The organism is Streptomyces sp. NPDC096339 (assembly GCF_044762985.1).
GTDB lineage: Bacteria > Actinomycetota > Actinomycetes > Streptomycetales > Streptomycetaceae > Streptomyces.
In genome coordinates, this window is the sequence record NZ_JBIWFI010000057.1 from 1 (window position 1) to 20,329 (window position 20,329).

The window sequence follows — 20,329 nt, forward strand, 5'->3', positions numbered from 1 at the left end:
GCGGCCTGCTCCAGGAAGGCCTGCACCGAGGTGGAGAACGAGTCGTACGGGTGGTGCAGCAGGACGTCCCGCTCGCGCAGCGCGGCGAAGATGTCCGGCGCCGACGCCGAATCGCCCTCCGCGAGGTCGCGATGGGTGCCGGCCACGAACTTCGGGTACTTCAGCTCGGGCCGGTCCAGGGAGGCGATCCCGAACAGGGCGGTCAAGTCCAGCGGACCGGGCAGTGCGTAGACCTCAGCGGATGAGATCTTCAGCTCCTGCATGAGGAGGTCCAGGACACCGGGGTCGATGGACTCTTCGACCTCCAGGCGCACCGGCGGGCCGAAGCGGCGCCGGATGAGCTCCTTCTCCAGGGCCTGGAGCAGGTCCTCGGCCTCGCTGTCGTCGACCTCCGGATCCTCGTTGCGGGTCACTCGGAACATGTGGTGCGCGAGCACCTCCATCCCGGGGAAGAGCTCTTCCAAGTGCGCGGCGATCACGTCCTCCAGCGGGACGTAACGCTGCGGGGAGGCCTCCAGGAAGCGGGGCAACCGCGGCGGGACCGTCATGCGGGCAAAGAGGTCCTGGCCCGACACCGGATTGCGGACGGTCACGGCCAGGTGCAGCGACAGAGCGGCCACGTAGGGGAAGGGATGGGCGGGGTCGATGGCCAGCGGCGTCAGCACCGGGAAGATCTGCTTGTGGAAGTGGGCGGACAGGCGGCCCTGCTCGTTCTCGGTCAGCTCCGCCCAACGGAGAAGGTGTATGTCCTCTCCGGCCAGCTGCGGGGCCACGTCGTTCTCGAAGCAGGCGGCTTGCCGGGCCATGAGCTCGAACGAGCGCGTGCGGACGAGGTCGAGGACCTCGCCAGGTTGCAGGCCCGAGGCCGAACGGGTGGGAATGCCGGCCTCGATGCGGCGCTTGAGACCGGCCACGCGGACCATGAAGAACTCGTCGAGGTTGCTCGCGGAGATCGCCAGGAAGTTCGCGCGCTCCAGCAGCGGGGTCGAGGGGTCCTCGGCAAGCTCCAGGACGCGTTCGTTGAAGTCCAGCCGGCTTTGATCGCGGTCCAGGAATCGCTTCTGCGGCAGCTCGGCCGTTCCGTCGGCCGCCTCGTGCGCGTCCGAGGGAGGCCGCCGTTCGAGGTCGTATCGCGGGGCGATCGGCATGCTGCCATCGTCCGGTCGGGCCTCTTGATGTACTTGCAGCAGGTTGCCGGTGCGGGTCGGTCGGCTGCCGGCGCCCGATCCCAGGGCGGCGAACTCCGAAGTCAGCGCGACGAGGCGGCCCGCGCTCCGGAGATCGGCTCCTGCCGTCGGTTCGGCCGACAGAGCTTCCACGAGCTCCATTTGCCGTGCAAGCCGGCCACGATGCTCTTCGGGAGCCAGTGCGACGCTCTGCCTGAGGCACGCAACCCACTCGCGGCGGACCTCGGGTGTGCGCGTCCACTCGTACTGGATGGCCAACGCAGTGATCAAATTGCTCAGGAGGGTGCGCTTCAGCTCCTCGTCACCGGACTGCTGACGCAGCAGGACCCTCAACTGGGCGGTGCCGCCCCGCACCATGGCCAGATCTCCCGAGCTCCGGCCCCGAGCCACCAGGAGGGCTGCGTGGTCGTGCGGACTGACGGGATCGTCGCCCCACACGATCAGCTCGGGGTGCGGCCAGGGCCAATGCTGACGGGCATCGGACACCGATGCCTCGGCAGTCGGCGCTGCCTGGGCAGCCGGTTCCGGGGCGGTCGCGCTCGCCCCGGCTTCCCCGACGCGCTCAACGGCCGTGGGGCTGGATGTCAGGAACCGGAGCAGCGCGCCGACTTCTCGTCGTGCGGCGGACGGGGCCTCGACGTCCGCGCTCGTGACGGCGCCGTGCGAGGGTCGCAGCAGTGTCAGTCTGTTCAGAGCCGCTTCGAAGTGCGCCCAGTCCGCCACGCCGACCGCCCACTTCAGTGCCTGCAGACAGGACTCCACCGCCTCCCACCCAACCGTGGTGAGCGACCAGGAGGTGATGTCGTGCAGCAGGTCTCCAGCCTCTTCGCGAACGTCGTCCCGTAGCAGTCCTCTTGCATCGCGGGGCCGGGACGGGCGGTCCGCCCCGGTCGGGCGTGGAGTGCGGGAGAGGAGCGGAACAGACCCTTCCGGTGCGGTCTCCGGGTGTGGTGTCCCCGGTGCGTCGGGCTGGAGGCCCGTGAAGGTGAGCAACGGAGCAGAGGGGTCCGCTGCGGCAAGGTGGCGGGCGGCCACAGCGAGGACGCCGTGTCCCGGTGTCACACCGTCGGTGTCAGCCGTCAGCCGAAGCCCGTCCACGAGTAGGCGCAGACCCTCTGTGTACACCGGCAGACCCACTGCCGCCGTCTCCGCCAGCACCTTCCGGACCTTGTCGGCAGAGCGTTCACGCAAGCCGGCACGCATCTGCTCCAGTAGGTGCCAGCCGGCGATCACCGCCCCGTCCGCTGTCCCTGCGGTGCCGTGCAGGACGAACGACGGCCAGTCGGCAGGCGGTGTCTGCGTACGGATCAGGTGGTAGCCCAGCGCAGCCGCTCGTGGCCAGGAGGGCGGGGCGGCGGCCACCAATCGGGCGACACTGTCTGCCTGCCGGGCGGCTCCGATGGTGAGGTAGCCGAGGAGCGCGTGGGCGTCGGGTTCGGGTGTGAGGACCGACACGATCAGCCGGGGCCTGTCCGACGGTGCGGCCCGCACGTCCACCGCCACACGCGGTCCTGGCGGGAACCGCACCATCTGCCAGGGGATCCCCGGACCGCCGATCTGGAGTACGCAGGGGTCCGACGGAAGGTCGGTGAAGACCAACCGTGCTCCCTCCGCTTCGCGTTGGATCGGCTCCATCGACCAGATGTCGGTCTTCCAGTGGCCGTCCCCCAGTCTCCAGGGTTTCAGCCAGACCGCCGTGTACTGCGGATCGTCGAGTCTGCCGAAGGCGGTTGCCCGCCACGGCACGAGCAGCGCGGAGGCTTCCAGCCGGCCGCGCGGTGCGACGTCGTCCAGATGCAGTACGCACACGGCGTCCCTGGACGGACCGCTGTCGGCCGGGAGGAGCTCTCCGTCGAGCGGGTGACCCGACGGCATCAGTGCCCGCACCCCGTAGTCCCCCGGCGCCACGGTGATGGTCGTGGGGGTGCCGGCTACGACCAGCCCTCGCTCCACCACCCGGTGCCCCAGGTCCACGACATCGAAGGGAACCGGGGCACCGACGGCCCAGGTGTCGTGGACGGGGAGCTCGACCGTCAGGCGCCGCGTCACGGCATCACCTGGAGGATCGCCCGGGAGTGCGGCGGGTCGACCCGCTTGAGGAGCGAGCCCTTCGCCGTCTCGGACTGCGCGCTCAGCAGGTAGTAGCCGGCCTGCAGTTCCATCCGCCACTCCTGCGAGGGCGCCCGACCGTCATCCCCTTTGCTGTGCCGTGGGAGACCGCATTCCACACCGGGCAGATCTGGCGGGTAGGCCGGCACACAACTCAAGGTCGACCGCGAAGCCTCTTCCGCAGGACGGCAGTTCACGGTCAGGCGGGTGACGGGCGCGGCTTCCAGGCGGAGCAGGAGCGTGTCGCCCCGGCTGTGGGCGTCGACTCCGCCGGCGAGCGACAACACCCCGAGTTCCTCCCGGAGCAGCAGGTCGATGGCCTGGTGCACGCCGGCGGTTCGGATCACCCATGCTCCATCGTCGTCGGTGGTCGCCGCCTGGCCGTCGAGCGCCCGCAGCAGTGCGCGGGTGAGGTGGGAAACGTCCCCGTGCGGGCCGGTCGCCTCGAGGAACGGAGGTGGCCGGAGGATCAGCTCGTTCTCACACTTGAGAGGGTCGAATGGTTCCGGCTGGGCCAGCGGCAGAGCCCTGACGGGGCCCTGGTCGAGGCAGTCCGTACGACAGGCGTCGATGACGATGCATTGGGAGCGGGGCCCGCGCTGTTGCAGGGCCAGCCGGGTCACGTCGAAGTCGAAGGCCTGCGCGAACGGGGAGCTGCTGAACCGATTGAAATCACTGGCCAGGAGCACCTGGGACTCGCTCTGCAGGCCGTGCCCACAGAAATACAGCACGGCGATGTTGTCGTCGTGCTGACTGCAACGCGCCAGCCAGGCCTCGAAGGCGGTGCGGATGTCGTCGATGGTGGCGGTGGGCAGGACCAGGCCCGACGCCTCCGGAAAGGGGTCGCCCGTCCGGACGGAGACCAGCAGGTCGACGCTGCCCAGCGGCACGTCCCACCGTCCGCAGCCGTCGGTGAACCGGCGGGCGAAGGCCAGGGCCGACCGGGGAGGCGAGGTGAGTTGGCCCATGCCGGGGAAGTCCGCTTCCGCGGACGCGGCGGCCTTTTCGCCGCCTGCCAGATAGGGGTAGCCGCCCACCCCTATGACCAGGGCGTGCACGGCGGACCCGGAGTGCGGTGCGCTGAAGAACGACGGGGTCAATTCCTCGGTCCCCTGTTCCCGAACCCGTCGGACCGACTCCCGGAACCGGCACCGCCACCGCCACCGCCACCGCCACCAGCCGGGTCTTCGGCCGGGGCGAGTCGCCGGGCGAGCGTTCGGTGGAAGCTCGGTCTGGCGAAGTACGCCGAGTGGGCATGCAGCAGTCCACGGCCGGTCGAGTACCGGAAGTCCTCTGCCCCGTCGAAGATCTCGCCGACCCGGAAGGCCAGGACGTCGTCGGGGTCGAAGACGTTGAGCCATCGGGTGAGGTTGGGCAGTGTCGGCACCCGGTCCACTGCGGGGTCCCCCGGAGGAGCGACGGCCGGGAGCAGGCCGAGCTCCGCGAAGACCCCGACCTGCGACCCGACGGTGACCAGCGTGTGCACGCGCAGGTCGGGGCGCAGGTGGGACAGCAGGTCGTAGGTGATGTTGCCGCCCATGCTGTGCGCCACCACCACCAGGCGGGGGTCTTCCTCCGTCCGCGACCGCTCGGCCTCCTCGATCGCCTCGGCCACGGTCCGGGCGATGGGAGCCATCGCACCGTGCTGCTCGCGCTGACGCAGGTAACACAGGACGTCGCCGAGGAACACCGACACCGAACGGTGCGTGCGGGACCGGGTCATCGCCAGCAGCCCGGTGGTGGCTGCGCGGGACGCCGCCGAGGCGATGCGGCCGGTCCCCTCGCGCAATCTCCCCACGGCAGCCCGCCCCCTGCCGTCCCGGCCGCTTCCGAACGTCTCCGTCGTCTCCGAGGACTGCGCGGGCCTGATTGCCGCGAGCAGCCGGGCGAGGAACTCGCGGTCGTCGGCGACGCCGTCGAGCCAATCCGGGTGGGGATGCCGCTCGGCGTAGGAAACCGCGGCGGCGGCGAGTTCCGCCAACTCTTCCGATTCCGCCTCCGTGCACCGTTCCATGGCGGCAGACCACAGCAGGTCGATGGCGTCCATGAAGTGGTGCCGTGCCAGGGCCGCCACCGGCGCGCGACCTCGGGACGCGAAGACGTGTTCTGAGCCGGTGATCTCGGCGACGAGTTCCTCGACGTCACCGCCGCCGAGCTTTTCCACGTCGTCCCGTGTCCCTGACGGTAGCGACGCGTGGTTCCAGCGGAATTCGCTTGCCACCCCGCCCCAGTACGGGTCGATGACCGTCAACGCGGATGGAGCAACGCCCAGAGCGGGAGCAAGGAAGGACCGCCACAACGCGGTCCTCCGTTCCACGGCACGCCGGTAGTCCTGCGACTCCCGCGTGGCCACCCCGTGCACGAATACAACCGGCATGTTTCCCCGTTCCTCCCCCGGCCGGCCCGGCAGCACCCGTACCTGCCGTTGGCCACACGCCCACTTGACCCGCCTGCGGACGCACCACCTCGCGCAAACTTAATGGGCGCGCACCGGCGTCATACCGGCTTTCCCGGAACTTCTACCCGGCGGGGCCGAGCATTTTGGTTGGCGGGGTCGCGTCCTGCCCGTCGGGACCGGGGGTGGCCTGTCCCAGGCCCCTGCGGATCGCGATCTCCACGGGTGAGTACGCGCCGTCGGCCCGCTCCAGTTCGTACGGTGCGGCCGGCATCAGCGGCGGCTGGGCCATGAAACGCGGCCGCACCCCGTGGTGCGGCTGTGCCGCATGCACCAGGAACGGATGGCACAGGAAGACGTCACCAGGGAAACCGGTGGCGAGGGCGAGCGGCCGGTGGGCGGATGCCGCGACGAGATCCGGCGCGATGGCCAGGCCGCTCGCGCCCTCTTCCCCGTACGGCTCCAGCACCTTCGGCACGTCGAGGTGGGAGCCGACCCGGATCCGGGTCGGGGCGTCCTCCTCCCCGACCTCGCTGAACAGGAACAGCATCAGCAGGGCCCGGCCGTGTGAGCGGAGATTGGTGAAGGGCCAGGTCTCGCCTTCCACCGCATAGCCGCCCTCGATGTGCCAGCCCGAGTCGTCGGGCTCCTCCTCGTGCGGGAAGCGCAGCGGAAAGGTCCCGAGCGAGTAGCGCGGCTCCCAGCGCCCGGCACCGACCAGCAGGTCGTACGCCCGATGCAGGGCCGGGGAGTTGGGTGCGGCGGCGAACGGTCCCTGTGCCATCCCGCCGACCCAGTGCACGGGCCGTGTCCATGTCTTTGGGTCGGCCGGGTCACAGTCCGTCTCCCGCTACAGCAGCCGCGCGCAGCTCTCCGCCACGCGGGGTGCGACGGCGCCCTCCAGCTTGACGAAGCCGTCGCGGAGGAAGCGGGATATCAAGGTCGTGTCGTCCATGCCTCCATCGTGCGTCGCAGCCGTCCTGGTCACCCGACACTTGCCGCACCGCCTTTCTCGGGTGCGGCGTGCAGGGCCCCGCCTGATTGAATCGGCGGTCGGGATCTTGGAGGCGGGCGTGCTGGAGCGGTTCAATCAGGCCATGGAGCAGATCGAGCGGCAGCTCGACGGCTCCGTCGACGCAGGCGAGCTGGCGCGGGTCGCGGCCACCTCGGAGTACCACCTGCGGCGGATGTTCTCGGCGCTCGCCGGGATGCCGCTGTCGGAGTACATCAGGCGTCGGCGGCTCACCCTCGCGGGCGCGGAGGTATTGGCCGGTGAGCGGACGCTTCTGGAGGTCGCGGTCCGGTACGGGTACGGCTCGGGCGAGGCATTCGCGCGGGCGTTCCGCGCGATGCACGGCGTCGGGCCCGGCGAGGCGCGGCGCACCGGTGCGGCCCTCAGCTCCCAGCCCCGGATGACCTTCCGCCTCGTCGTCGACGGGAGCAGCAGCATGCGCTACCGCATCGTACGCAAGCCGGAGTTCGGCATCGTCGGGGCGAAGGCCCGGGTGCCGCTCGTGCACTCGGGGCCGAACCAGGCGATCATCGATTTCGTCCGCGGGATCGGCGACCAGACCAAGGAGCTGCTGGAGGAGCTGTCCGACCAGGAGCCGCACGGCATCCTCGCGGTCTGTGACGACCTCGATCCCAGCCGGGCGGAGGGCACCGACCTCGACTATTACCACGGGGTCGTCACCTCGGCGTCCGCACCGGACGGCATGGCCAGGCTGCCCGTGCCGACCGGGACATGGGCGGTCTTCACCACCTCGGGGCCGGCGCCGGAGGCGATCCAGGCCCTGTGGCGGGATGTGTTCACCGAGTGGTTCCCATCGAACCCGTATCGCAGCCGCCCCGGGCCGGAGATCCTGCGTACGCGGATGTCGGCGGACGGCAGGGAGGCGGATGCCGAGCTGTGGCTGCCGGTGGAACGGGAGGTCCGTTGATTCCGGAATCGCTCCCTGGCCCGTTCACCGGGTCCGGCCTACTGGTTCCGGTGAGAAGACGGGCAGCGACCCGGACCGCCGACCAGAACGCTCAACTCCGCCCAATGCAGCGCTCATCCACCAACTGTCGCGCTCGGTGACCGACCTCTCGGGAAGTGATCTCCAAGCGCTTCGTGAGCGCCTGGTCAGCGGTACTCGTGAGCAGCGGCCGGGGCCTTGACCAGGCGGCCCGCCTCCACCTGCGCGGCAGCATCCGTGTCGGCGAACACCGTGTGCAAGATCTACTCAACCTCACACCGGCACAGCGGGAATGGGAACCGTTCACGCGTGGATGCATGTCTCCGAGCGCACAGCGAGACGTGTCCGGGCGGGTCCCGGCTCGATCCTCAGGGGGGATCTTGACTTCATCGCACCGTGGAAGACTGCGTGCACTGGCCGCCGGTGGCGTACTGGCCCTGGCCGTCAGCGCCCTGGCCGCCGCCCCGAGCAGCGCCGCCCCGCAGGCCGGCATGCCCGAATCCGCCGCCGACGGTCCCTCGGCCGGCCCGGCGGCGGATTCGTTCCTCAAGGCCGCACCGGGCGGCGATCGCGAGTACCCGAGCGTCGTCCTGCCCAGCCGCGCCACCCGGCCGGCGCCGCCGGCCGCCGCCAAGCCGCGGCACGACGTCGACGACGACGGCATCAGCGACATGATCGTCATGGAATACGACCAGACCACGGCCGTCTACCTGTCGTCGATCTCGTCCTGGAGCGAATACACGATCTACAAGACCGACCCCGACCGCTACGCCTCGTTCAAGGACCTGCTGCCAGTGGGCGACGTGGGCGGCACCAGCAAGCCCGAGTTGCTCTCGCTCTCCTTCGACGGTGTGCTCACGCTCTACGAGGCCGGTCTGACGAGCACGTCGGCGCCGCTGTGGTCGGGCCGCGGCTGGCAGATCTACAACCGCGTCATGGCCACCGGCGACGTCACCGGGGACCGCCACCCCGACCTGCTGGCCCGCGACTACACCGGCGACCTGTGGCTCTACACCGGAACCGGCAGCGTCAGCAAACCCTTCAACGCACGGGTCAAGGTCGGCTCCGGCTGGGGGATATACGACCAGTTGGTCGGCGCCGGCGACGTGGACGGGGACGGCCTCGGCGACGTCCTCACCCGTACGCTGAGCGGCGAGCTGTGGTTCCACAAGGGGGCCGGCAGCGCCACCGCCCCGCTCAAGGCCCGCGTCAAAGTCGGCACCGGCTGGAACGCGTACAACGTGATCACCGGCTCGGACGACGGCGACGGCGACGGCCTGAGCGACCTGCTCGCCCGCGACCGCAACGGCGAGGAGTACTGGTTCAAGTCGCTCGGCGGCGGCAAGTTCGCCGCACCTGCGCCCTTCGGCAGTGGCTATGAACTCAACAAGTTCATCGTCGGCGCGGGCACCACGTCCCTCTACGGCAAGGCACAGAACCTCGGCACCGAAGCGGACAACGACCTCGCCAAGTGGAGCGCCCTGGCCAACGGCGACTACATGACGCCGCCGATCTGGGCCGGCAAGGAGACGCCCGGTTCCCGCACCACGTACGCCACCGGGCTCAACAACCGCAACCACGCGACCTACGTGCAGAACATCGGCAGCGACCTGTACATCCAGGGCGAGCGGGTCAGCACGACGTGGAACTACCCGCTGACGGTCGGCCCCGGCGACCTCACCGGCGACGGCAAGGGCGACCTCCTCAGCCGCGACTCCGCCGGCGTCCTGTGGCTCCACCCCGGCGACGGTGCGCTGGTGACCAAGTTCGGCGCGCCCATCAAGGTCGGCACCGGCTGGAACGGCTACAACGCGCTCGTCGGCGCGGGTGACTACTCCGGCGACGGGCGGCCCGACCTGCTCGCCCGGGACGCCTCCGGCCGCCTGTTCCTGTTCAAGGGCACGGGAACGGCCACCGCACCGTTCGCCGCCCGGGAGCAGGTCGGCAGCGGCTTCGACCAGTACGACATGTTGTTCGTACCGGGTGACATCGACGGCGACAGCAAGGGCGACCTGCTGTGCCGTCTCCCGAGCGGCGTCGTGTACCGGTACTCCTCGACGGGCAAGACCGGCACCGCGACCTTCGCCGCCCGGGTGAAGTTCGGCACCGGTTGGAACCTCTACAAGAACATCGTCTGAGTCCTGCGGCCGCCCGGTCGCGCGGCGGCGACGGCACGGGCCCGTCCACCGGCACCAGCCGGGCCGGCACGGGCCCGTGTCCGCAGCCGGCACCCCCAGGAGGGGGCGGTGCATGGCATCGCGGGTCGGGCGCCAAGGCCGCCCTGAAGGCTTCGCGATCGTCAGAGCTCGGGCGTGGACCGGACCTCGGCTCTGGTCCGGAACGCGCTGCGGCCCGGTGCAAGGGGGGCGTCCCCGAGCGGCCGCGCCGGCCGCAGCCTCGGGAGAACGGAGCCTCCAGGTGTGTAGAAGCTCAGGTTGACGCGGGCGCCGGGGGCTGTGACGGGTTCGGCGAGGCAGGTCGTGAGCCGGCCGGGCCCGTGAACGGCGTGGCGTACAGGGAGCTCGGAGCCGTCGAAGTAGGGAATGGGGGCAGCGGCATGCTCTCGATACAGCGGTCCGGCCACGGGGTCTTTGAGGACGTCGTACGCGAGGCGACCGAGTGCCGAATTCTCCGGGCGTAGCTCCACGCTGTGCTTCAGGAAGGGCATCATGGTCGGCACCCAGTGGGCCTCCCAGTGCATCAAGACGTCGGTGCGGGCTTCGGGGTCCAGGAGCATCCAGCGCATGATGTTGGCGGGTGCCTGTCCGCGAGGGAAGAAGCGTCGGAAGTCCTCGTTGTGGACGACGACGTTCCATTCGGCGTCGCTGACGTACGCCAACGCACCATGAATGTGGCTGGTGACCCGCTGCCACGCTCCGGCTATGGACGTTCCCGAGCTGCCGTGCAGGGCATGGGGAGGGCTCTCCTTGCGGGTGATCAGCCACAGGAACGCCCACTCCTGCTCGTCAAGCCGCAGCGTCCTGGCGACTGCGGTGAGGAGCTCGGCGCCGGGGCCGGCGAACTGACCGTTCTCGAACCGGTTGTACGTGCCTGGGCTGCGCGTGAGCAACACGTCCATCTGCTCCTGGCTCAGACCGGCAGCCCGCCGGCCGGGACCAGGCCCTCGCTCGGGGAACCCCATGCTCACGGGGTCGATCGCGGCTCGGCGCGCCTGAAGGATCGCCTTGAGGCGGCCTCGGTCACTGGCCGACGGCTTCATCCGGCACCTCCCACTCGGGCTGCGCCTGGGCGGCAAACAGGCAGCAGCCCAATTGTCTGCACTCACAGCCCCTGGAAAGGATGATCACACAAGGCAAGACTTGCCTCGGGATCCGCTCACTGCCCACGCGGTGGGGTGCGTTGCCCAGCGCAGCGATTCGGACCGCCTGGACCCGCAGGGCCCGAAGGTCCGGCGGGCATGGCTTCCGCTCTGCTGGTGCCCGCTCCCAGAACACGTCCCCGCCCGTCCCCGAGCGCTCGTTCCCTGACCGGCACGTGCCAAGGGCCCGACAGACAAACCTCGTGGAGATCACCTTCATGTATCCGAGACCACGCCGACGACGCGTGCTCGCTGCTGTTGCCGTGCTGCTGGTCGGCACGCTCCTGTCGCCGGCGGCGACCGCGAGCGCCTTCCCCGCGGCACCCGGGGCTCCGACGCCCGCCCGGATCAACCTCGTTCTCGACCTGTCCGGGTCGATGAACCAGAACGACGCCGGCGGCCAGACCCGCCTCGCCGCCGCCAAGCAGGCGGTCACCCGGATCATCGACACCGCCCCCGAACAGGCCCCGCTGGGACTGCGCGTCTACGGCGCCACGTATCCCGGACAGGACGAGCAACAAGGCTGCGCCGACACGCAGCAGGTCCTGCCGGTCACTCCGATGGACCGGACGGCTCGCGCCGACGCCAAGAATCGGGTCGAGGGCTTCAAGGCGGTCGGGTTCACACCGATCGGCGTGTCGCTTCGCGAAGCCGCCAAGGACCTCGGCACGAGCGGCAAGCGCCGCATCGTCCTGGTCTCGGATGGTGACGACACCTGTGCGCCGCCGCCTCCGTGCGAGGTGGCCCGCGAGCTCAAGGCGCAGGGCATCGACCTCGCCGTGGACGTGGTCGGGTTCCGAACGCCCTCCACGGCACGTGCGCAGCTGAAGTGCATCGCCGACGTGACCGGCGGGTCGTACGCGGACGCCGACAACGCGGAGTCGCTGACCGCCAGTCTGGGCACCCTGTTCCGCAAGGAGTGGCGGACGTACCAGGCCACCGGAAAGCCGGTCGAGGGCTCCCTCAACGGGTGCCAGGACGCTCCCCTGGTCACGCCCGGCCAGTACCTGGACAAGTTGACCGGGGGCCGCGACCTCTACTACAAGGTCAAGAAGCGGCCGGACCAGCGACTCCAGGTGAGTGCCACCGCGATCGCCGAGGAGGGGTACTCACGCGGTTCCATCATCACCGTGGCTGCCGGGCCTGCGGGCGACGGCAAACCCCACGCCTGGCTGCGGGAGTTCGAGCAGTCGATGGGGTGGGCGAACGTCATCTCCGTCGGAGGTCGCAGCAAGCCCGGCGCGGGCAACGAGACGCCCGCGCCGGACGACACCGGCTGCATCGTGGTGGAGAACCAGGTGACCCGGTCCGGCGACAGGCCGATGCCCGTCGAGCTTCTCGTCGGCATCGCCGACAAGACGGTCCAGGGGGCCGGCGCGCGGACTCCGGAGCCCCGCACCGGGGCCGACGCCGAGGGCGGCTTCTCCTTCAACAGCGCCACGCCGATCGGACCGGGCACCCACCGGCAGTCCATCGCCGTCGGTGAGGCCCCGTTCTGGCGGGTCGAGGTGAAGGCGGGCCAGACGCTGACGGTCAAGGGCGGCGTGGACATTCCGAACGACTTCCCGAACTCCACCGCCAGCGGGTGGAGCGTCACCGTCTACAACGCTCAGCGTGACTCGACGCTGTGCAACGAGGACCACTACTCCACCCAACTCTTCGCGGGCAGGACCGGGCACTTCGAGCGGGTTTGCGGGCCCTGGGGCATCACCGAGCGGGACGAGGCGAAGAGCCCCGACTCCAAGGGATACGACGTGCCCGGCACCTACTACATCCAGGCGCAGGTCGCCGAGCCGGACAGCAAGGCGAAGGGCATCGTCGTACCGATGTCGCTGACCGTGGACGTCTCCGGTACACCGCGCTCCGGAAACAGCCCGGTGTTCTTCTTCGGTGACGACACCGCCCAGGGCCCCTCTGCCTCGCCGTCCGATGCGACCCGGAACGGCGAACAGGGCGGGACCGGCGGCGCGACGCATACCGCGAAGGACGAGGACTCGTCTGTGGGCGGGCTCGCGCTGCCGGTCGGTGTCGGCGCCGGGGTCCTCCTTCTCGGCGGCATCACCTTCTACGCCCTCAGGCGCCGCAGGGCAACCTGACACCAGGGCTTGGGCAGGCGGCACGGCGGCTGCCGCGGCAGCCGCCGGGTCGTCCGCAGGCACCTCGCGGCCCTCCGGGCCGGCAGGGCCGAACTCCTCCGAAACCGGCGCGGCTTTCCACTGACCGGTTGGATCTCACCGGGCCCACGGGCCCCACCACTTCGGTGGCAGCGGGTTCGCCGGCGCTGACGTCGGCTGGTCAGGATGCAGACCGAGCCGCCGGAGAGCGTCAGCGCGGAAGCGAACGGCAATCGTGCCGTGCCAGTGTCCGTCCGCGCCGATGCCACACATCAGGTCGAGCCGGACCTCATCGTCGGTGAACGGGTGCCAATCGATGCCTCGGTCCCGCAGTCAAACCGCCGTCAGCCGACCGGGCCGCGGAGAACCGGAAACGTTCTCGTAGCTGAAGAGGGTCACCCATTCGAATGCCTGTTCTTCCATGCCGACATCATGCCGCAGCCCCGGATCCGGCTGCTCGGTCTTTTCTCATCACGAAATCGGCATCCGTCGGATCGATGCCCACGTGCGCGCGGCGGATCTATGCGAGGCGCTTGCGCAGCAGCGGCAGCGGCAGCGGGTGGGGCAGGCCAATCCGCCCGGCGATCACCGGGGCCGACGTCCGCTACCCCTTCTGACGGGCCCGGCGGCGTGCTGGTGGGCGCGGGCGATCTGCGCAGGCGGGCGGTTGGGTCCAATGGTCCCCGGTCTACCCCTTTCGGCCCCTGCCGGATCGTTCGCCGCGCGCGGAGGATCGGAGCTGACCGCGCGGTCACCTCATGGCGAGGAGGCGAGGAGGCGAGGACGATGGAAGAAATCGGGAGAATGGAGTGGGTGGCCATCGGTGTCGCCGGCATGGCGCTGGCCGGAGCCGCTCATGCCGCGGTCGGCCTGACGCACATAGCCAGAGAGATGCTGCGCGCGCCGACCAAAAACCCCGTACCGGGCGGTTCGGAACTCCAGGCGATCAGCGGCCCGGGCGGCTGGATCCTGTTCGCCGCCTTGATCCTTTCAAGCGAAGCCGTCTACCACTTCGTTTCCGGTGTCGGGACCGTCCTCAAGGAGGTCGTGCACGTGGCGGAACCCTGACGGGGGGCGGCCCTGCACACCGCGGGCCCGCAGGGTGAGCAGGATGGCTACGGGGAGGCACCGTGAGCGAGGTCGTGCTCGCCCGAGCCGGCAGCAAGCCGTGCGGTCCTGGCGCGACGTACGCGCGTGCCGGACGACCCCGCGCTTCCGGCCGCCGGTCGACGAGGCGGTAGGAGCATTGCGCCAATTGTCGTAGGGAAGCGCATTTCGCGCGGCTGCGGGCCGGTGTGCGCAGCTGGGGACCGTCTAATGGGGACGTGCGGTGACCTGCGCCCTTGAAGCCTGGGTCCAAGACGCCTGAGTGCCCGTCACCAGGAGGAGAAGATGGTCTTGATGAGCAGGGCCCACAACAGGCCTGCCGGCTCCGGGCCGGTGAGGCAGTGACCGGCGCCCGATCCGTCTCCGGCCGTTCCCGAAGGCCCGGACAACGGCAAGCCTCGCGCGCCCGGTCCGGTCCGTCGGAGGCCACCCCGTCCGAGGGCTCCATTCCTGTTCACCTGGAGCCGGCCGAGCGGGCGGCGAAGGGGGAGGCGGCCAGGAAAGCAGTCCCCCTCGACGCGCACGCCGTCTTCGAAGCCGGCCCGGACCGTGCGGATCCCGTGGCGGTCCTGGAGCGTCAGGCTGACTTGCGCGTAGCGGAGCTCGTTCCCATCCGCCACGGACGGATGCTGGTGTCCCCCTTCACCTTCTACCGCGGCGCCGCCGCCGTGATGGCCGCGGACCTGGCGGGCACCCCCGTCTCCGGCCTGAACGTGCAACTGTGCGGCGACGCGCACCTGTCGAACTTCGGCTTGTTCGCCTCTCCCGAGCGGCGCCTGATGTTCGACGTCAACGACTTCGACGAGACGTATCCGGGACCGTGGGAGTGGGACGTCAAGCGGCTTGCCGCGAGCCTGGAGATCGCCGCCCGGGAGAACGGGTTCACCCCCAAGGAACGCGCCAAGATCCAGCGGACCGCCGTGCGTGGATACCAGCGGGCGATGGCCGACTTCGCGGGCATGCGCCAGCTCGACATCTGGTACGCCCGAGCCGAGGTCGACGACATCACGCAGCTGCTGACGGGGCCGCTGAGCAAGGACGCTCGCAAGAAACTGGACAAGACCCTCGCGAAGGCACGCACCCGCGACAGCATGCGGGCCCTCGCCAAGCTCACCGAGGGGGTCGGGGGCCGGCGCCGGATCGTCGCGGATCCTCCGCTGGTCGTGCCGATCGCCGACCTGCTGTCCGAGACGCAGCGGGAGGCCTTCCAGACGGTGATCCGCCAGGTACTGGTCGGCTACCAGGCCTCCCTGCCCTCTGAACGTCGCGCCCTGGCACGGGCGTACCAGTTCGTCGACCTGGCACGCAAAGTAGTCGGGGTGGGCAGTGTGGGCACCCGCTGCTGGATCGCCCTGATGACCGGACGGGACGCGGACGATCCACTGTTCCTCCAGGTCAAAGAGGCGCAGCCGTCCGTCCTCGCAGAGTTCCTGCCGCACGGCCAGGCGTACGCGAGTGAAGGCGAGCGCGTCGTCCAGGGACAACGACTCATGCAGGCGGCCAGTGACATCTTCCTGGGCTGGGAATCCTCCGAAGGCATCGACGGCCGGCACCGGGACTTCTACGTACGCCAGTTGGCGGACTGGAAGGGCTCCGCCGACATCGGGCAGATGGTCCCAGGGGGCCTGGCCCAGTACGGAGAACTGTGCGGGTGGACCCTGGCTCGGGCGCACGCCCGTTCAGGAGACAGCATCGCCATCGCCGCCTACCTGGGCGACGACAAGGCGTTCGCCCACGCGATCGCGGAGTTCTCCGCCCTGTACGCGGACCAGAACGAGCGTGACTTCGCCTCCCTGCAGCAAGCCGAACGCGACAAGAGGATCACCGCCGAACACGGGCTGTGATTTGGGTTCCTGGCCCGCAGGGTCGGCTGCGGCCGGATGCCCGTGCGGCGCTCCGAAGCCGTCGGCACGGCTGATGCTCGTCATGACTCGTCATGACTCGTCGGCCGCGGCGGGCGGAAGGCCATACCGCGGCCGACGGTGGAACGGCCGGCGGCGGTCGGCCTGCCGGTGGGCAGACCGTGCGATGGTCGTTGTTGTCAGCGCCCAGTGGTGGCGCGGGCAGCCGCCGGCTCGGTGTCGCCGTGCCAGGTGGGCCAGCCCAGCAGGCGTGGGCGTTCGGTGACCCAGGCGCGCGTGTCGGCGCCGATCTCCGCATCGATCAGCCGCTCCAGCAGGGCGCTGTAGCGGGCGACCAGGTCGCGGTGCGCGGGGTCGGCGGCCAGGTTGCGCATCTGCGAGGGGTCCTCCTGGCGGTCGTAGAGCACGACGTCGTTGCGGGCGAACAGATCGTCGACGGACTGCGGCCGGTTCGGGTCCAGGGGCGCGAAGTAGCGGCCGAAGGTGTAGCGGTGGTCGTTGCAGGCACGCAGGAAGCCCCGTTTGGTCCAGTCCGGGCGCAGCTCGCCGGCGGCGATGCGCCGGGGGGCGTCGGGGTCGGCGAACTCGAACCAGAAGTCGGCGTCGAGCATCATGATCGACTCGATGGCGCTGAGCACTCCGTCGCGCACCTGGCCTCCGTGCAGTGCGGGCACCAGGGAGCGGCCCTTCAGAGCGGGGTGGCGGGCGGCGGTCTCGGCCGGGTCCAGTCCGGCGAACTCCAGGAGGGTGGGGGCGAGGTCGACCGCGGAGGCAAGCGCACTGGTGCGGGCGCCGGCGGGCAGATCGGGGTGGGCGATGACGAGGGGGACATGGAGGTTCTCGTCGTAGACGAGGCTCCCCTTCTGGCGCAGGCCGTGGGAGCCGGCCATCTCACCGTGGTCTGCGGTGAAGATCACGACGGTGCTGTCGGCCTGGCCGGAGGCCTGGAGTGCGTCCAGCACGTGCTCGACGCTGCGGTCGACGTCGCGCAGGGCGTTGAGGTAGAAGTTCAGGCCGTCGTACCAGTGCTCATCGGAGGCCACCGGCCCGAAGACGGTGTCGATCATGCGGTGGTACTCGGAGATCGCCGGGGCGGCGCCGGACAGGTCGTCGTGCAGGCTTGCGGGCAGGTCGAAGTCCCAGCGCGTGCGGTAGACCGGGATGTCGGCAGCGGCCTTCATCCGCACGGAATGGGCCAGCGGCAGCGGTAGTTGCACCTGGGGCCGGCCGCCGTAGTCGAAGCTCATGATGTCGTGCGGGTTGACGAAGTTCACCGCCATGAACCACGGCTGCTCCTCTGCGACGACCGGTGCACGGTCGCGCAGCCAGTGCACGGCCTGTCCGGCGATCACCGGATCGATTTTCAAGCCGGCCCAGGCTCCGCCGTCGATGTCGCCCCAGGAGTTGAATTCGCTGAACCCGTACGGTTCCAGGGCGTTCGTCGTGGGAGCCGGGTTCTGCGGGGAAACGTAGGCGTTGGAAAGATGCCACTTGCCTTGGTACGTGCAGTAGTAGCCTGCCGAGCGCAGCATCGTGCCCAGCGTGCCCAGATCGGGGTCGAGCGGCCGAACGTAGGGGATGTTGTCGTTGTCGTAGATCTCGGTCAACGGCAGGTGCTGCCCGGTGTAGATCACCGACCGTGCCGAGCTGCACTGCGCAGAGGCTGTGTAGTAGTGGTCGAAGGTGACACCGTGGGCTGCGATCCGCTCCCTGGCAGGCAGCGCGTACCCCTGCGCCCGAGGCAGGACGGCACGCTCCTCGTCGGTGACGATCAGCAAAATATTGGGACGACGCGTCACGTGCCTACCCGCCCTTCAATTCCGATCCGCCCGAGACCCGGACGAAACACTCCGATCTGCGGCCTTTGACTTTAGGTGCGGCTGACCCGAGGTGCGGCGCATGACACAGGCGGACAGGACCGTCCAGGTGAGACCGACACGCCCACGGCGCGACCAAGCCCGAGCTCCCCGACCGTCCGCAGCGGCCGCGGGCTGTTCAATGAGCTACGCAACGGAGACCGGGCACCGAGCACCGGGGCGGACGGTTTGCCGGCTTGGACATGCCGATCTGCAAGCACAGAAACGAAGTAGAGCGGACGTTCATACCCTCAAGAGGTTCGGGGCAGTGGCGACGAGATTCGGCAAACGTGCTGCACATTCCACGGAACCGTCACCGTCACCGTTGCCTCGATCCGACTCCGGCTCCGGCTCCGGCTCCGGTCGTAACCCAACTGGAAGGCTCAGTAGTAACCCTTCGCCCCGTCCAGCAACTCCCTCACGATGTCCGCGTGCCCCGCGTGCCGTCCGGTCTCTTCGACAAGGTGTATGAGCATCCAACGGAGGTTGGCGTTGCCGGAGCGATATTCGGGGTGGCGACCCACGTCGTCCAGGGAGGCAGCGGCCGCGATCTCGTTACTGCGGACGCACTGGGCCTCGTACTCGGCGAGCAGCTGTTTCAGAGAGATGCCGTCGGTACGCCAGTTGGCGTCCTCGTCCGTCTCGTCAAAGGACGGGTTCTTCGTCTTGTCGCCGCCCAGGAACAGCACCTCCAGCCAGGTGTGCTCGACCCACCGCATATGACTGATGAGCCCGGCCATCGTCATCGACGGCGAGGTCGGGATGACGGAGCGATGCGCGTCAGCCTCGCTCAAGCCCTCGCATTTCCATCGCAGGATCTGCCGTTGCAGATCCAGCCAGCCAGTGAGCGCGGTACGTTCGTCGGCCTGCAAGGGGGGACGCTCAAGTGAAGGTGCCATGTCTGTACGTTAGGTGCTCGGCCTCCAGCTGCCGCCTGATTTTCGACCGAAGACCTGCCGGACGACCCCCATCCCCCAACCGACCGCAGTGTAGAAGTCGGCGGCGTCCGTTCCGAAGAACAGCGAGGGGACGAAGGCCAGGTTGACGGCCGCGACGGAAGCGGCAACCAGGGTGACGGTCACGTGGGCCGGGCCGGCTCCGTGGCCACGCCCGCGAGCCAGTCGTGGGAGGCTCCCGCGGTCGACGATCCGGCAGAGTCGTAAGCCGAGGGCGGCCGCCGGTCGCCCCCCTCGGCCTTCACTCGCCACAACAGGTCCGCCACGACTCCGAGAGCCGGATTCAGGCGGTGGTCAAGCGCCCCGGATCCTGGTCACTCTGCTGCCTGTTCGAACGGGCTCCCACACCGACGAGGGTGAGGTCCGGGCGAGGCGGGACGCGTCCGAAGCCAGTACGAGCGGGCCGCGATGGTCAGGGCAATGCCGTAAACGGCGAAGGCGACCATCCCGATCCAGCCGACCAGCAGCGCGTCGCCCGAGGAATGGAAGTCGCCGCTCCGCATCGTCACCACGCCGGCCGTGGCCAACGCCAAGTATCCGACCCCCACAACACCGTACGGGGCGAGCGTCGCGGCGCCGAGCAAAGCGGGGGCGAGCGGGAGCGAGCGCGGCACCCGTCGGCCACGCAGGAACAGCGTCCAGCGCGGGAAGACCTGCCCCCACGGGCGGACCAGGCCCCAGAGCAGGAAGACGCCGAGCACGGCGAGCAGCGCGGTGGGGTCCAGACCCCAGGACTCCAGGGTGAGGAAGATCGCCGAGGCGCCGTTCCGCTCCGAAACCGCGAGCGTCTCCTCGCCGGTGATCCCCGCGAAGGTGCCGCCCGACGCCCAGACCAGCTTCATCGCCGCGTACGGGACAAAGGCCAGCGTCCCTGCCCAGGCGGCGAGTTGGACGTGCTTCGGTGCGGTGGAGGGCGCTTGCAAGGCAGTACCGGCGGGCAGCCGGTCGGAGCGGGCCGTGGCCGCGAGCAGGACCGCCCCGACCGCCGCCAGGACCTTGTTCACAGCGGAGGCCTGACTGTCCACTCCCTGACCAAGCATCAGCGTGATCACATCCATCAGCAGGCTGAACGCCGTGATCCCGGCCAGCCCGCAAACCACCCAGAGCAGCACCCGTATCGGTGTCAGCAGCCCGAACAGCACCACCGCCCCGCTCACCAACGTCCCCAGCGCGCCGACCGCCACGACCGCCCACCCCAGCCCGGAGGCCCCTGAGCCGCCACCGTGGTAGAGCAAGGGAGTCCCACTCAGCGCACATGCCAGGCCGAAACCGGCATACAGCACCGCCCACAGCATCGTTGCCCGGGCCACCCAGCCCGGCCATCGCTGCCACCAAGCGCTCCAGAGCGCCTTCATCGTCCGTCCAACACTGGTCATGTTCTGAACGTCGCACCGACCGCGCGGGGCGGCATCGGCCGCCGGAACGATCCCCCTCCCCCAGCCGGGTGAGGAACCCCCTCTGAGGCC

12 protein-coding genes and 3 pseudogenes are annotated in these 20,329 nt (G+C 69.8%); 5 read left to right on the forward strand and 10 right to left on the reverse strand.

Going from position 1 to position 20,329, the window contains the following annotated elements; all coding sequences use genetic code 11:
- The 5 genes and pseudogenes from ACIQ5Y_RS38440 to ACIQ5Y_RS38460 form a co-directional block, all read right to left on the reverse strand.
- A pseudogene (locus ACIQ5Y_RS38440) lies at window positions 1-1,328 on the reverse strand (RNA degradosome polyphosphate kinase); the annotation flags it as partial.
- A 570-nt stretch (window positions 1,329-1,898) separates the two neighbouring features.
- A pseudogene (locus ACIQ5Y_RS38445) lies at window positions 1,899-3,062 on the reverse strand (hypothetical protein); the annotation flags it as partial.
- Between the two features lie 170 nt (window positions 3,063-3,232).
- A complete protein-coding gene (locus ACIQ5Y_RS38450; RefSeq protein ID WP_403891729.1) occupies window positions 3,233-4,396 on the reverse strand; it encodes a caspase family protein in 1,164 nt (387 codons plus the stop codon).
- Complete coding sequence (locus ACIQ5Y_RS38455) at window positions 4,393-5,673, reverse strand: hypothetical protein (RefSeq protein WP_403891732.1); 1,281 nt, start codon at window positions 5,671-5,673, stop codon at window positions 4,393-4,395. The genes ACIQ5Y_RS38450 and ACIQ5Y_RS38455 overlap by 4 nt, the downstream gene beginning before the upstream one ends.
- Window positions 5,674-5,815: 142 nt before the next feature.
- Window positions 5,816-6,646 (reverse strand): annotated as a pseudogene (locus tag ACIQ5Y_RS38460) (phytanoyl-CoA dioxygenase family protein).
- A gap of 118 nt (window positions 6,647-6,764) precedes the next feature.
- Here ACIQ5Y_RS38460 and ACIQ5Y_RS38465 point away from each other — a divergent pair.
- Both ACIQ5Y_RS38465 and ACIQ5Y_RS38470 read left to right on the forward strand, forming a co-directional pair.
- Window positions 6,765-7,631, forward strand: a complete 867-nt coding sequence (locus tag ACIQ5Y_RS38465; protein WP_403891735.1) for a GyrI-like domain-containing protein — start codon at window positions 6,765-6,767, stop codon at window positions 7,629-7,631.
- A gap of 398 nt (window positions 7,632-8,029) precedes the next feature.
- Window positions 8,030-9,787: an FG-GAP repeat domain-containing protein gene (locus ACIQ5Y_RS38470; protein ID WP_403891738.1), complete on the forward strand. Its 1,758-nt coding sequence runs from the start codon at window positions 8,030-8,032 to the stop codon at window positions 9,785-9,787.
- A gap of 161 nt (window positions 9,788-9,948) precedes the next feature.
- Here ACIQ5Y_RS38470 and ACIQ5Y_RS38475 read toward each other — a convergent pair whose 3' ends face one another.
- Window positions 9,949-10,869, reverse strand: coding sequence for a helix-turn-helix domain-containing protein (locus tag ACIQ5Y_RS38475; protein ID WP_403891741.1), 921 nt, complete (start codon window positions 10,867-10,869; stop codon window positions 9,949-9,951).
- A gap of 344 nt (window positions 10,870-11,213) precedes the next feature.
- Between ACIQ5Y_RS38475 and ACIQ5Y_RS38480 the strand changes: the two genes are divergently transcribed.
- The 3 genes from ACIQ5Y_RS38480 to ACIQ5Y_RS38490 all read left to right on the forward strand — a co-directional run bounded on the left by ACIQ5Y_RS38480 (window position 11,214) and on the right by ACIQ5Y_RS38490 (window position 16,033).
- Complete coding sequence (locus tag ACIQ5Y_RS38480) at window positions 11,214-13,064, forward strand: VWA domain-containing protein (protein WP_403891744.1); 1,851 nt, start codon at window positions 11,214-11,216, stop codon at window positions 13,062-13,064.
- Window positions 13,065-13,868: 804 nt separating this feature from the next.
- Window positions 13,869-14,150, forward strand: a complete 282-nt coding sequence (locus ACIQ5Y_RS38485; protein ID WP_403891746.1) for a hypothetical protein — start codon at window positions 13,869-13,871, stop codon at window positions 14,148-14,150.
- Between the two features lie 665 nt (window positions 14,151-14,815).
- A complete protein-coding gene (locus ACIQ5Y_RS38490) occupies window positions 14,816-16,033 on the forward strand; it encodes a DUF2252 domain-containing protein (protein ID WP_403891749.1) in 1,218 nt (405 codons plus the stop codon).
- Window positions 16,034-16,230: 197 nt separating this feature from the next.
- Here the strand turns inward: ACIQ5Y_RS38490 and ACIQ5Y_RS38495 are convergent, their stop codons facing one another.
- From ACIQ5Y_RS38495 to ACIQ5Y_RS38510, 4 genes are all read right to left on the reverse strand, one after another.
- Window positions 16,231-17,850 carry a sulfatase-like hydrolase/transferase gene (locus ACIQ5Y_RS38495; protein ID WP_403891752.1) on the reverse strand — a complete coding sequence of 540 codons (1,620 nt, stop codon included), beginning with the start codon at window positions 17,848-17,850 and terminating at the stop codon, window positions 16,231-16,233.
- Between the two features lie 440 nt (window positions 17,851-18,290).
- On the reverse strand, window positions 18,291-18,806 hold the full coding sequence (locus ACIQ5Y_RS38500; protein WP_403891755.1) for a DinB family protein: 516 nt from the start codon (window positions 18,804-18,806) through the stop codon (window positions 18,291-18,293).
- A gap of 9 nt (window positions 18,807-18,815) precedes the next feature.
- Window positions 18,816-18,989 (reverse strand): hypothetical protein, encoded by a 174-nt coding sequence (locus tag ACIQ5Y_RS38505; RefSeq protein WP_403891758.1) that lies wholly within the window; start codon window positions 18,987-18,989, stop codon window positions 18,816-18,818.
- Between the two features lie 188 nt (window positions 18,990-19,177).
- Window positions 19,178-20,239 (reverse strand): hypothetical protein, encoded by a 1,062-nt coding sequence (locus tag ACIQ5Y_RS38510; protein ID WP_403891761.1) that lies wholly within the window; start codon window positions 20,237-20,239, stop codon window positions 19,178-19,180.
- Window positions 20,240-20,329 lie beyond the last annotated feature (90 nt).

Excerpts from the sequence above, each read along its gene's own strand:
- ACIQ5Y_RS38455 (WP_403891732.1), bottom strand. The coding sequence starts at position 5,673 with ATGCCGGTTGTATTCGTGCACGGGGTGGCCACGCGGGAGTCGCAGGAC.
- ACIQ5Y_RS38475 (WP_403891741.1), bottom strand. The coding sequence starts at position 10,869 with ATGAAGCCGTCGGCCAGTGACCGAGGCCGCCTCAAGGCGATCCTTCAG.
- ACIQ5Y_RS38485 (WP_403891746.1), top strand. The coding sequence starts at position 13,869 with ATGGAAGAAATCGGGAGAATGGAGTGGGTGGCCATCGGTGTCGCCGGC.
- ACIQ5Y_RS38490 (WP_403891749.1), top strand. The coding sequence starts at position 14,816 with ATGCTGGTGTCCCCCTTCACCTTCTACCGCGGCGCCGCCGCCGTGATG.
- ACIQ5Y_RS38500 (WP_403891755.1), bottom strand. The coding sequence starts at position 18,806 with ATGGCACCTTCACTTGAGCGTCCCCCCTTGCAGGCCGACGAACGTACC.
- ACIQ5Y_RS38510 (WP_403891761.1), bottom strand. The coding sequence starts at position 20,239 with ATGACCAGTGTTGGACGGACGATGAAGGCGCTCTGGAGCGCTTGGTGG.